The organism is Geodermatophilus sp. SYSU D01105, from assembly GCF_054050095.1.
The window spans coordinates 209,343-221,983 of sequence record NZ_JBJGYR010000007.1 but is presented as its reverse complement, the minus strand read 5'-3'; the positions used below and the strand labels follow the sequence as shown (position 1 = coordinate 221,983).

Below are 12,641 nucleotides of genomic sequence, written 5' to 3'. Positions count from 1 at the left end.
CACGCAGTTCAGCGCCCTGCGGGACGGCAGTTGACCCCCCAGGCTGACCGACGTGCCCCTGTCCGTCCCCGGCCTGCCCGACCTGCCGCCCGAGCTGGCCGGGCCGGTCGCGGTGGAGCTGGCCAAGCCCGTCCGCGACATCCCGCGGGCCGACGCGCTGCCCGGCGGCGTGGTCTACGAGCCCAAGTGGGACGGCTACCGCCTGGTCGTCGTCCGCACCGGCGGCACCACCCGGCTGTGGTCCAAGCAGGGCCGCGACCTCACCGCCCGCTTCCCCGACGTGGCCGCCGCGGCGGTGGCCCAGGTGCCCGCCGGCACGGTGGTGGACGGCGAGGTCGTCGTGTGGAACGGGTCGCGGCTGGACTTCGGGCTGCTGCAGCGCCGGATGGTGACCGCGCCCGGCCGGATGAGCGCGCTGGTGGCCGCGGCCCCGGCCTCCTACGTCGCCTTCGACCTGCTCGCCCTCGGCGGGGCGGACCTGCGCGGTCGCCGGCTGCGGGAGCGCCGGGCGGCCCTGGAGGAGCTGGCTGCCCGCTGGGCGCCGCCGATGCAGCTCTCGCCGGCCACGACCGACCGCGCCGAGGCCGAGCAGTGGTCCACCGAGTGGCGCGCCGCCGGGGTGGAGGGGCTGGTCGCGAAGGGTGCGGCCACCCGCTACGCCCCCGGCCGGCGGGAGTGGGTGAAGGTCAAGTCCTGGGAGACCACCGAGGTCGTCGCCGGCGGGGTCATCGGCCCGGTCGAGCGGCCCGGCCAGCTGGTGGCCGGCCGCTACCGGGACGGCGAGCTGGTGGTGGTCGGGCGCACCAGCCCGCTCGCGCCGGAGCAGGCCGCCGAGCTGGCCGCCGTCCTCCGCCCCGCCGGGCCCGGGCACCCGTGGCCGGACCGGATCGGCACCGGCCGCTTCGGCGGCGGCCGGCTGTCGGTGCCGCTCACCCGGGTGCGGCCGGACGTCGTCGTGGAGGTCAGCGCCGACGCCGCGCTGCAGGCCGGCGTGTTCCGCCACCCGCTGCGCTTCGTGCGGGTCCGCCCCGACCTCCTCCCGGAGGACGTGCCCGAGCTCTGAGCGCGCGCCGGCCCGACGCGGTCCGAGGGCGCCCCGCCGATGAGTTCCGGCCGGGTCGCGAGTCGGTCCTGGTGTCCGTCGTACGCCGCCACCCGGCACGAGATCCCACGGAGGACGCCATGACCACCGCGCCCGGGAACCCGACCACCGCGCTGCCCGGCCGCCCGCCCGTCGTCGACCTGGCCACCTGGCAGGCCGCCCGGGAGGACCTCCTGGTCCGCGAGAAGGCCCACACCCGGGAGGGCGACGCCTTGGCCGCGGCCCGCCGCCGGCTGCCGATGGTGGAGTTCGACGGGACGGTCGAGGTCGTCGGACCCGCCGGCCCGGTCCCGTTCCTGGACCTGTTCCGGGGCCGCGACGAGCTCGTGGTCTACAAGCACATGTGGTACGACGGCGCGCCGCACCAGGGGCAGTGCGAGGGCTGCACCATGACGGCCTGGCAGCTGAGGGACACCGTGTACCTCGAGGCCCGCGGCGTCTCGTTCGCCGTCCTCACCACGGGACGGTGGGACGAGGTGGCCGCCTTCGTGGAGTTCATGGGCTACACCCAGCCCTGGTACTCCGTCCGCGACGTGGCGGAGCCGATCGGCGGGGAGATGGGGTACCTGACCAGCTTCCTGCGCGACGGCGACCGCACGTTCCTCACCTACTCCACGACCGGCCGCGGCAACGAGCCGGTCGCGGCGTCCTTCGGCCTGCTCGACAGGACGCCCTACGGCCGCGGCGAGGCGTGGGAGGACAAGCCCGAGGGCTGGCCCGAGGGGGACCACGCGTGCTGGTACTGGCGCTCCGATGCCGACGGGAACGCCACCTGGGGCCCGACCAGCCGCCCCGTGCCGCAGTGGACCCGCCCCGGCGCGACCCCCGTGGAGACCCTCGGCCGGCACGGCCCCCACCACTGACGCGCCGTCGGCGACGGCGTCACGGCTCCTGCGGCACCCGGCCCAGCGCGATCAGCAGCCGACGCAGCAGCCCGGCGAGCTGCTCGCGGTCGTCCTCGCTGAGCCCGGCCAGGAGCCCGCGCTCGGTCTCCAGGTGGTCGGGCAGGGCGGCGTCCAGGGCCGCGCGGCCGGCGTCGGTGAGCGTGACGACGACGGCCCGCCCGTCGGCCTCGCTGCGCCCCCGGGTGATCAGGCCCTTCTCCTCCAGCCGGTCCAGCCGCTGCGTGATCGCGCCCGAGGTCACCAGCGCGGTGCGCATGAGCGCGGTCGGGGTGAGCTGGTAGGGCTCCCCCGCGCGGCGCAGCGCGGCGAGCACGTCGAAGGAGGGGGCGTCGAGGCCGTGCCGGGCGAAGGTGGCCCGCTGGGCGAGGAAGACCTCACGCTGCAGCTGGGAGATCCGGCCGATGACGCCCATCGGGCTGCAGTCGAGGTCGGGACGCTCCCGGCCCCACTGCTCGAGGATCAGGTCGACCGCGTCCCCCACCCGCGGCACGCTGGTGCGCTCGGTCACCGCCCGGTCACCGTTCCGGTCCACCCGGCGCGGGGAGGGACGCCAGGTGCTCGGCGTAGGTGCGGAGCGGCCGGCCCAGCAGCGCGGTGAGGACCCGCGGGCTGCCGACGAAGCCGTGCGCCCGGTAGTGGTCGAACATCAGCCGGCGGCAGCGCCCGGCGTAGGCGGCCGGCAGCTCACCCCGCGGGACGACGTCCTCGGCGGTCACCTCCCGGCCGAGGTGCGCGGCCACCAGGTCGGCCAGGCGCGGCGCGGTCAGCGGCTCGGGCCCGGCCGCCTCGAAGGTCCCGCCGTCCAGGCCCTCCTCGGTGAGCAGCACCGCCGCGGCCTCGGCGACGTCGGACAGGTCGACCAGCGACTGCGCCGTCCGCAGGCCCCAGGGGCTGCGCAGCCGGCCGGTGCGCGCCGCGTCGGCCACCGCGTCGTCGAGGTTCTGCGCGTAGGCACAGGGCTGCAGCACCCGCCAGGCCAGGCCGGAGGCGTCGAGGGCCTCCTCGGCGCGGTCCTTGGCCGCGTGGTGCGGCATCGTCCGGGCCTGGGGCCGCAGCACGGAGTGGTAGACGACGCGGCGGACGCCGGCCCGGCGCGCCTCGCCGAACAGCGCGGGAGCCCCCTCGGCCTCGTCCGGGTCGAAGTTCGGCCAGATCAGGTACAGCGCGTCGGCATCGGCGAGGAGGTCGGCCCACGGCAGCGGCTGGGTCAGCTCCGCGACCGCGACCTCCGCGCCCAGCGCGGTGAGCTCCGGCCGCGGGCCCCGCCGGGAGACCACGGCCCGCACCGCCTCCCCGCGCGCCCGCAGGGCCGAGACGACGGCGGTGCCGGTCTGCCCGCCCGCCGCCGTCACCACGATCACGCGGATACCTCAGCAGTGAGGTATCTGCCGCGTCAAGGACCGGGTCTCAGGACAGACGGGTGCTGAGCCGCACGCAGAGGCCGTCGGGGCGGGGCAGCAGGTCCACGGAGTCCCACAGCTTGCGGGCCAGCCACAGGCCCATGCCGCCGCGGCTCAGGTCGGCGCCGTGAGCGGGCCGGAAGCCGGAGAGCGGATCGCCGAAGCCGGTGCCGGAGTCGGTGATGGTGCAGACCATCCGCCTCCCGTCGGTCCAGATCCGGGCGGAGACCGGACGCCGGCCGTGCCGGAACGCGTTGGCCGCCACCTCGCTGGTGGCCAGGTGCAGGTCCTCGCGCAGCTCGCGGTCGGGCACCTCGGCGGCGAGGACCGCGCCGATCGCGTGGCGCAGCCCGGCCAGGGTGGGGGCGTCGTCGACGACGAGCACCGGCGGGGTGTCCTCCACCGGCTCACGCGGCACCGGCAGCCCCGCGAGGTACTCGGCCGGGTCGCGGTAGTGGGGGCTGACCGTCCGCCGGCCGGGGGACACCAGCTCCGGGTGCGTCCGGGTGGCGGTCTCGACGACCTCGGGCGGCAACGTCCGGCGGTCGTACAGGCACGTCGCGGTCAGCGGGCAGCCGTCCAGCAGCGCGTTCACCGCGGCCTCGTAGCGCTGCCCCTCGCGCCAGGTGGCCGGCTCCGGGCCGAACTCGGTCTGGCCCAGCACCCGCAGCCAGCCCGAGGGGGTGGCCGCCGCGCGGTCGAGCAGCTGCAGGGTGGCGCCGATGGCATCCGGCGCCCGGGTGTCCAGCAGCGAGACGCGGGCGTCGGTCTCCACGCCGCCGGCCCGCTCGCCGAGGGCACCGGCGACCAGCGCGGCGGTCTCCGGCGCGCAGGACAGGACGGTGAGGTCGCCGGCGCGCAGGCCCTCCTCCACGAACGGGACGGCCACGGCCAGCAGCTCGTCCTCGGAGCCGACGAGGGCGGCGGCGTGCGGCCGGGCGCTGTGCCGGTGACCGGGCAGGACGTGGTGTGCGCGCAGCTCGGCACGCTCCTCTGCCCGGTGGTGCACCGTTCCCGTCCTCTTCCTGGCCGCGTCGCTCCGGTCGACCGGAGCGACATCCTGGACCATCCCGACCCGGTCCTCGTCACCGGGGACCCCTGTGCGCGTCGTCACGTCGACGGACGCACGGCCTCCCCGGCCGGCTGCTCCCCCAACCCGGCCAGTCCGAGTATGCGCGCCGGTGGCGTGCCCCGCTCCGTCCGCAGGCGGAGCTGCACGCCCGCGTCACCCGCACGGGCGAGGGCCTGCAGCAGCATCCCGACGCCCGCGCTGGCCAGGTAGGTGGTCCGCCGGAGGTCCAGAGTGGCCCGCGAGCCCGCCGGCAGCCGGGCCAGGCGGTCGACCAACTGCTCGCCCACCGGGCCGGTGGCGGCGAGGTCCAGCTCCCCCACCACCTCCAGCCGCAGGCCCCCGGGTCCGTCGGAGACCAGCAGCCGCGCCGGCGCGTCGCCGTCCTCCGTCCCCTGCGCCGGCCGCCGTGTGGTCTCGGGGGCGGCGGTGGTCGGCGGTGGCAGCCGGAAGCGCACCGTCGTGCCGGAGCCCTCCCCGTGGCCGACCTCGACGTCGGTCGCCAGCGCGCTGATCAGGTCGAGCCCGCGCCCGCGGAAGCCCTTGTCCTCCGGCGGCGGGCGCCAGACCCCGCTGTCGCGGACCTCCACGCGCACCCCGCCGTCGGCGTCCCGCGCCACCCGGTAGGAGCACTCGCCCTCCCCGGCGCCGGCGTAGGCGTGCTCCACCGCGTTGGCCAGGGCCTCGCCGAGGGCCAGCTGGAGGTCGTCGGCGGCGTCCTCCGGGAGCCCGGCCGCCGCCGTCCAGGCGGTCACCGCGCGGCGGACGGCCGAGAGCCGACGCGGGTCGGCCGGCAGCCGCTGGGCCAGCGGGCCGGGCAGCAGGCGGGCGGCGATCACCGCGACGTCGTCGGGCTGGTCGGTGTCGGCGAGGACGTCGGCGAGCAGCCGGGCGGTCAGCCGGGCCGGATCGGCGGCGGCGTGCCGCGCGGCCGTGGTGCGGACCCGGTCCAGTCCCTCGTCGAGCACCTCGCCGCGGCGTTCGACGAGCCCGTCGGTGTAGAGCAGCAAGGTGGCGCCGACCGGGACCTCGGCGGCGGCCTCGGTGTACGGCGCCCGGCCCGGTGCCCCGAGGACGGCGCCGGCGCCGGCGCCGTCGAGCAGCCGCGCCCCCTCGAGGGTGACCAGCAGCGCGGGCGGGTGTCCCGCCCGCGCCCAGCACACCGTCCCGGCCGCGGCGTCGACCACGAGGCAGGCCGCCGTCGAGGCCAGCGCCCCGGGCAGCCGGGCGGCGAAGCGGTCCAGCAGCTCCAGCGACTCGGCGGGACCGCAGCCCTGCAGCAGGGCCGTCGACAGCGCGCTGCGCAGCTGACCCATGACGGCGGCGGCGGCCGGACCCTGGCCGACGACGTCGCCGACCGCGATGGCCACCCGGTCGCCCTCGAGCTCCACCACGTCGTACCAGTCGCCGCCGGCCTGGGTGCCCTCGGCACCGGGGAGGTAGTGCGCGGCGAGGGCCAGCCGCTCCAGCCGGGGCAGCTGGGCCGGCAGCAGGCTCAGCTGCAGGGTCTCGGCGATCCTGCGCTCGGACCGGTACAGGCGGGCACGGTCGAGGGCCTGGGCGCACTGCTCGGCGACGGCCAGCAGCATGGCCCGGTCGCTGGCGGAGAAGCGCTGCACCGTCGGCCAGGCGACGACGAGGACCCCCACCACCCGGCCGGCCACCACGAGGGGGAGGCCGACGTTGGCCGCCAGCCCGTACGCCCGGACGCTCTCGGCCAGCTCGGCGGGCAGCTGCCGGTCCGCGGGCGGCATCCTGGCGACGTCCTCGATCCACAGCGGCCGGCGCAGGCTGACCGCCGCCGTGGCGACCAGCGGCGCCGACAGGGGCAGGGTGCGCCACAGCCGCTGGCCCTCCTCGGAGCCCCCGCTGATCGTGAGCGCGCTCAGCGAGCGGTGCGACGGGTCGAGCTCGTACACGGCGACCCGGCTGTCGGGGCCGGTCAGCGCCCGGATGTGGCCGGCGGCCGCGGCGGCCACCTCGACCGGGGTGGTGGCCGCCGACAGCTCCGCGGTGGCGCGGTGCAGCAGGGCCAGCCGGTGGGCGGCGGCGCGTTCGTCGGCGAGCAGCACCGCGTTGTCGACGGCCAGGGCGGCCCGGGCGGCGATCTCCTCGGCCAGCCCCCGGTCGTCCTCGGTGTAGGCCGGCGCGTCGGCCCGGCGGCCCAGCACGAGGACGGCGAGGACCCGCCCGCGCACGGTCAGCGGGATCGCGAGCACCGAGGCGACCGCCAGCGGCGGCGCCAGGGCCGGGTGGCCCGTGCCGAGGTCGGTGGCGCCCGCCAGCGTCGCGTGCACGACCGACCGGCCGGTCCGCACCACCTCGGGCCCCACCCCGACGTCGGGGTCCAGGTCGGCGAGCGCGGCCTCGGTCCGGCCGTCCAGACCGGCGATGCCCGCCCAGCGCAGCCCGCCGTCCTCACCGACCAGCCGCACCGTGCAGAGGTCCGCCAGCCGCCGGTCGACGACGAGCCGCGCCAGCGCACCCAGCTGCCCGTCGAGGGTGGTCTCCCGGTCCAGCGCCGCGCCGACGTCGGCCAGCAGCGTCTGCCGCTCGGTCTCGCGGATGCGGGCGTTGACGTCGGTGCAGCTGCCGACGTGCCCGGCGAAGGTCTCGCCGGCACCGATCGGAACGGCGCGCTCCAGCAGCCAGTGGTGGGCCCCGTCGCTGCGGCGGAGGCGGAACTCCACCTCCCAGCCCTCGCGCCGGGCGACGGCCGCGTCGACGGTCGCCGCGTAACGGTCGCGGTCCTCCGGGTGCAGCCCGTCGACCCACCCGCTGCCGAGCTCGTCGCGGACCGCGCGGCCGGTGTACTGCGTCCAGCCCCGGTTGACGAACACCCGGCGGCCCTCCGGGTCGGCCACCCAGATCAGCGCCGGGGCGAGGTCGGCCATGGCCGTGAACCGCTCCTCGGCAGCCCGGCGGACCCGGCCCAGCTGGAGGTGCGCGTCGACGCGGGCCACGAGCTCCTGCGCGGAGAACGGCTTGACCAGGTAGTCGTCGGCCCCGGCGGCCAGCCCCTCGACGGCGGCCTCCTCGCCCGCGCGGGCGGAGAGCAGCACCACGGGGACGCGGGCGGTGCGGCTGTCGGCGCGCAGCGCGGCCAGCAGCTGCATGCCGTCCAGCTCCGGCATCATCACGTCGCTGACGACCAGGTCCGGCGGCTCGGCCAGGGCCGCCTCGAGCGCCTGGCGCCCGTCGGCGACCGTCCGCACGTCGTAGCGCGGAGCCAGCAACCGCTGCACGTACCCGCGCATGTCGGCGTTGTCGTCGGCCACGAGGACCCGGCCGGCCGTCCCCCGCGGCGGGAGCGAGGCGGCCGCGGCCGCACCGGCGCCGTCGCCGTCGCCGACGGGCAGCCAGCGCAGCGCCTCGGCGAGGAACGGCGCCACCGCCGGGGAGACCGCCGGGGGGACCGTCGCACCGTCCGGCGCGGCCTCGGCCAGCTGCTCCGGCGGCAGGTGGCCGGTCCCCCACGGCAGCGTGACGGTGAACGTCGTCCCGTCGCCGGGGGCGCTCGTGACGTCGACCGTGCCGCCGTGCAGGCCGACCAGCTCGCGCACCATCGCCAGCCCGATGCCGCTGCCCTCCCCGGAGCGGCCGCGCGCACCCCGCACCCGGGAGAAGCGCTCGAACAGGCGGGGGAGCTCGTCGGCGGGGATGCCCGTGCCGGTGTCGCTCACGGTGAGCTGTACCCCGCCGTCCGTGGGCGCCAGCCGCACCGTGATGCCGCCGGTGAAGGTGAACTTCAGCGCGTTGGAGAGCAGGTTGAGGACGACCTTCTCCCACATGTCCCGGTCGACGTGAACCGGTTCCGCGAGGGGCGGGCAGTCGACGGTGAACTCCAGGCCGGCGCGGGTGACCGCCGAGCGGAAGACGCTGGCCAGCTCGGCCGTCGCGGCCGCCAGGTCGACCGGCTCGAAGCGGGCCTCGATGCGCCCGGCCTGGATGCGGGAGAAGTCCAGCAGCGTGTTGACCAGCTTCTGCAGCCGCAGCGTGTTCCGCTCGATGGCCTCCAGCTCCTGGCCGACCCGGGGGTCGGCGGCCACCGGGGAGGAGCGCAGCTCGGCGACCGGCCCGGCGATGAGCGTCAGCGGGGTGCGGAACTCGTGGCTGACGTTGCTGAAGAAGTCGGTCTTGGCGCGGTCGAGCTCGGCCAGCGCCTCCGCGCGGCTGCGCTCGGCCTCGTAGCTGCTCGCAGCCTGCAGGCCCGAGGCGATCTGGCTGGCGACCAGCTCGAGGAACCCCCGGTAGCGGTCGTCGTAGCGGCGGTGCGGGTTGAGGCCGGCGACGAGGAAGCCCGCGACCGCCCCCGAGGTGGGGGCGATCGGCACCAGCACCGCCTGCGTCGGGCGCCGCCGCCAGGGGCCGGTGGGCAGGTCGGGGAAGCGCTCTCCGAGGTCCTCGAGGACCACGTGGTCCCCGGCGGAGACCCGCTCCAGCGGCCAGACGTCGTCGCCGGGCAGCAGGACGGCGGGGGCGGCGGCCGACCCGGGCTCGATCCCGGCCGCGCAACCCAGCCGGGCGGCGCCGCTCGGGTCCAGCAGGTAGGTGAGGCTGAACGGCAGGTCGGCGAGGTCGCGCCCCAGCTGCTCGCAGACGGCGGCGAGGACGTCGGCCTGCGTGCGCGTGGCGGCGACCGCCGCGGCGAGGTCCCGCAGGCTGGCCATCCGGCGCTCGCCGACCACCCGCTCGGTGTTCTCCGTGACCACGCAGAGCATCCCCTGCGTGCGGCCGTCGGCGTCGTCCAGCGGGCTGTAGGAGAAGGTGTGGTAGCTCTCCTCGGGATATCCGCTGCGCTCGAGGAAGAGCAGCAGGTCCTCGTCCCAGGTGGCGACACCGGTGGCGAGCACCGACTCGATGCGCGGCCCGATGTCGTCCCAGATCTCGGCCCACACCTCCGACGCCGGCCGCCCCAGCGCCCAGGGGTGCTTGGCCTGCAGGGTGTCGTGCCGGTAGGCGTCGTTGTAGAAGAAGGTCAGCTCCGGGCCGTACGCGGCCCACATGGAGAACCGGGACGTCAGCAGGATCCGGACGACGTTGCGCAGCTCGGCGGGCCAGTCCTCGGGCGGGCCGAGGGGGGTCTCGGTCCAGTCCCGCTCGGCCATCGCCCGGCCGACCTCGCCGCCGTTCGCGAACAGCGACCGCTCGGGGTCCTCCTCGCTCACCGCGGCATCACGCAGGGATGGTAGGTCGCGCGGGGCCGGATCGCTCACACCGCTCGGGAACCGCGCCGACGGCCGGCCAGCCCGTCGAGGACCGCACGGTCGACGCCGGCCGCGGCGGCCACCTCGGTGTCGTCGAGGGCGCCGCAGTCCAGGCCGCGCAGCAGCACGGTCGCCAGCGCCCGCGCGGTGGCCGGTTCGTCGAGGACACCACCGTCGACCCGCTCCCGGTAGGCGGCCAGCCGTCCCGCGGCCGCGGGGAGGGCCGCCCGGTAGAACGCGTACGTGGCCACGTAGCGGGTCAGCAGCTGGGCGGGGTGCAGGTCCCAGCCCTGGGCGAAGCCGCGCTCCAGCGCCCGCCGCACCAGGCCGGCGTGCAGCCGCCACGCCGCGTGCACCTGCTCGCGCGGGCCCACCGGCAGGACGTTGGTGGAGCCGTCGACGGCTCGGGCGCCGGTGCCGGCCACGGCGACCTGCAGCACCTGCTTGGCGTGGTCGGCGGCGGGGTGGTCCGAGGCCTGGTGCGCCGCGGGGATGCCGAGGGCGGCGCTGTAGTCGTAGGTGCCGTAGTGCAGGCCGGTCAGCCGGGGGCCGGCCGCGTGCACCATCCGCGCGGCGGTCGCCGTCCCGTCGGCGCCGAGCACCGCCTGCGGCGTCTCCACCTGCAGCTCCAGGTCGAGGGGGATCCCGTGCGCGCCCTCCAGCGCGTCGAGGACCGGGAGGAAGGCCCGCACCTGCTCGACGTCGGTCACCTTGGGCAGCGTGACCGTGCAGCGGACCGCCGTCCCCCGGAGGCCGCCGAGGAACAGGTCCAGGCTGCGGACGCCGCGGCGCCGGGTGGGTCCCTCGAGCGACTTCGCGCGGATGCCGACCGACGGCGGGCCGGCTCCCGCGGCCAGGTCGGCGGCCACGGCCGCGGCCGCCCGGCGCACGTCGCCGTCCTCGGCCTCGAGCGCGCCGCGGTAGCCGTCCTCGGCGTCCACCCGCAGGTCCTCGACCGGCTCGTGGGCCAGCTTGGCCCGCGCCCGCGGCAGCACCTGCTCGACCAGGCCGCCGTCCAGGCCGAGGTCGGGCAGCCCGTGCTCGTCGAGCGCGGCCAGCGCGGCCGCGCCCCAGGCGGCCGCCAGCCCGGGGACGACGGCGTCCGCGGGCACGTAGCAGGTGTGCACCGGTTGCCGGCCGGCCCGCTCGCCCGGGTAGGCGGCCGCCCGCGCCGCGTCGACCGGCGCCAGCCGCCGGTCGAGCTCGGCGTAGACCTCCTCGGGCACGGTCACGTCGACGCCGACGGCCCCGGCCCCGGTGCGGGGTCCCTCGCCGAGCTCGCGAGGTGAGGGGGGCACCGGGGCCCTCCCTCAGTCGATGAGGTCGTAGGCGGGCAGGGTCAGGAAGTCCGGGAACTCGTCGGCGAGGGCCACCTGCTCGAACAGTCGCCGGGCGTCGTCGAGCCGGTCCAGCTGCCCGATGCCCTCGACCTCCTCGGCCACCACCCGGCGCACCAACTCCTCGGTGACGACCTCACCGGAGTCGAGCTCGACCGCGTTGTGCACCCACTGCCACACCTGGGACCGGCTGATCTCGGCGGTGGCGGCGTCCTCCATGAGCCCGTGGATGCCGACCGCGCCGTTGCCGCCCAGCCAGGCGGCCAGGTAGCGGATCGCGATCTCGACGTTGGCCCGCAGCCCGGCCATCGTGCGCTCCCCCGGCACCCCGGAGACGTCGAGCAGCTGCGCGGCGGTGACGGCGACCTCCGGACGCTGCCGGTCGAGCTGGTTGGGCCGGTCGCCGAGGACGGCGTCGAACGCCTCGCGACAGATCGACACGAGGTCGGGGTGGGCCACCCAGGACCCGTCGAACCCGTCGCCGGCCTCGCGGGTCTTGTCCTCGCGCACCTTGGCCAGCGCGCGCTCGTTGGCCTCCTGGTCGCGCCGGCTGGGGATGGCCGCCGCCATGCCGCCGATGGCCATGGCCCCGCGCCGGTGGCAGACGGCGACCAGCTGCTCGGTGTAGGCGCGCATCATCGGCGCGGTCATGGTCACCGCGGACCGGTCGGGCAGCACGAAGTCCGCGCCTGCCTCGCGGAAGACCTTGATGACGCTGAACAGGTAGTCCCAGCGGCCGGCGTTGAGGCCCGCGGCGTGGTTCCCCAGCGCGTGCAGCATCTCCTCCATCTCGAACGCCGCCGGGATGGTCTCGATGAGCATCGTGCCGCGGATGGAGCCGGCCGGGAGGTCGAGCGCCTGCTCGGCGTGGTCGAACACCAGCTTCCACAGGCCGGCCTCGAGGTGGCCCTCCATCTTCGGCAGGTAGAAGTACGGGCCGCTGCCGCGCTCCAGCTGTTCGCGGGCGTTGTGGAACAGGTGCAGACCGGCGTCGACGAGCGCCCCGACGGTCGGCTGGCCGTCGACGAGCAGGTGCCGCTCGGGCAGGTGCCAGCCACGGGGGCGCGGCACGATCGTGGGCAGGGCGCCGTCCTCACGGAGCCGGTACTCCTTGCCCTCGGGGCTGGTGAACGACAGGGACCGGCGGACGGCGTCGCGCAGCACCAGCTGGCCGCCGACGACGTTGCGCCAGTGCGGGGTGTTGGCGTCCTCGAGGTCGGCCAGCCACACGTTCGCCCCGCAGTTGAGCGCGTTGATCGCCATCTTCGGCTCGGTCGGGCCGGTGATCTCCACCCGTCGGTCGACCAGGCCGGGCGGGGGCGGGGGCACCCGCCACTCGCCGTCCCGGATCTCGGCCGTGTCCGGACGGAAGTCCAGCCACCGCGCGGCGGCGATCTCCGCCCGCCGGGTCGCTCGGGCGGCGAGCAGCGCGTCGCGCTGCGCGCCGAACCGGGTCTGCAGGTCGGCGACGAACTCCAGCGCCTCGGGGGTGAGGACCTCCTCGCCCCGCTCGACGTCCGGGCCGGTCACGCGCACGTCCACCATGGCGGGCACCCTGCCACGTCGCAGCCCGTCCGCGGGAGTCTCCGGGGCCTTCGACGGCGGCGAGGCTGGCATCCTC

At 76.8% G+C, this 12,641-nt stretch carries 8 protein-coding genes; 2 read left to right on the top strand and 6 right to left on the bottom strand.

Annotated features, from left to right (window positions below; all coding sequences use genetic code 11):
- Nucleotides 1–52 precede the first annotated feature (52 nt).
- Complete coding sequence (locus tag ACI79I_RS09020) at nucleotides 53–1,063, top strand: ATP-dependent DNA ligase (RefSeq protein WP_456991975.1); 1,011 nt, start codon at nucleotides 53–55, stop codon at nucleotides 1,061–1,063.
- A 119-nt stretch (nucleotides 1,064–1,182) separates the two neighbouring features.
- Nucleotides 1,183–1,965 (top strand): DUF899 family protein, encoded by a 783-nt coding sequence (locus tag ACI79I_RS09015; RefSeq protein ID WP_456991974.1) that lies wholly within the window; start codon nucleotides 1,183–1,185, stop codon nucleotides 1,963–1,965.
- Between the two features lie 19 nt (nucleotides 1,966–1,984).
- Here the strand turns inward: ACI79I_RS09015 and ACI79I_RS09010 are convergent, their stop codons facing one another.
- From ACI79I_RS09010 to aceB, 6 genes are all read right to left on the bottom strand, one after another.
- Nucleotides 1,985–2,515 carry a MarR family winged helix-turn-helix transcriptional regulator gene (locus tag ACI79I_RS09010; RefSeq protein ID WP_456991973.1) on the bottom strand — a complete coding sequence of 177 codons (531 nt, stop codon included), beginning with the start codon at nucleotides 2,513–2,515 and terminating at the stop codon, nucleotides 1,985–1,987.
- A gap of 7 nt (nucleotides 2,516–2,522) precedes the next feature.
- The gene (locus ACI79I_RS09005; RefSeq protein ID WP_456991971.1) at nucleotides 2,523–3,368 is read right to left on the bottom strand and encodes an SDR family oxidoreductase; all 846 of its coding nucleotides are present in this window, start codon (nucleotides 3,366–3,368) and stop codon (nucleotides 2,523–2,525) included.
- Between the two features lie 46 nt (nucleotides 3,369–3,414).
- A complete protein-coding gene (locus tag ACI79I_RS09000) occupies nucleotides 3,415–4,416 on the bottom strand; it encodes an anti-sigma factor RsbA family regulatory protein (RefSeq protein ID WP_456991970.1) in 1,002 nt (333 codons plus the stop codon).
- A 101-nt stretch (nucleotides 4,417–4,517) separates the two neighbouring features.
- Nucleotides 4,518–9,644, bottom strand: a complete 5,127-nt coding sequence (locus ACI79I_RS08995; RefSeq protein WP_456991969.1) for a SpoIIE family protein phosphatase — start codon at nucleotides 9,642–9,644, stop codon at nucleotides 4,518–4,520.
- A gap of 44 nt (nucleotides 9,645–9,688) precedes the next feature.
- The gene (locus ACI79I_RS08990; RefSeq protein ID WP_456991968.1) at nucleotides 9,689–10,981 is read right to left on the bottom strand and encodes a DUF6986 family protein; all 1,293 of its coding nucleotides are present in this window, start codon (nucleotides 10,979–10,981) and stop codon (nucleotides 9,689–9,691) included.
- Between the two features lie 12 nt (nucleotides 10,982–10,993).
- On the bottom strand, nucleotides 10,994–12,565 hold the full coding sequence (gene aceB, locus ACI79I_RS08985; protein WP_456991967.1) for a malate synthase A: 1,572 nt from the start codon (nucleotides 12,563–12,565) through the stop codon (nucleotides 10,994–10,996).
- Between the last annotated feature and the right edge of the window lie 76 nt (nucleotides 12,566–12,641).

What these genes read in the sequence shown, in the direction of transcription:
- ACI79I_RS09015 (WP_456991974.1), top strand. Translation starts at nt 1,183, where the DNA reads ATGACCACCGCGCCCGGGAACCCGACCACCGCGCTGCCCGGCCGCCCG.
- aceB (WP_456991967.1), bottom strand. Translation starts at nt 12,565, where the DNA reads ATGGTGGACGTGCGCGTGACCGGCCCGGACGTCGAGCGGGGCGAGGAG.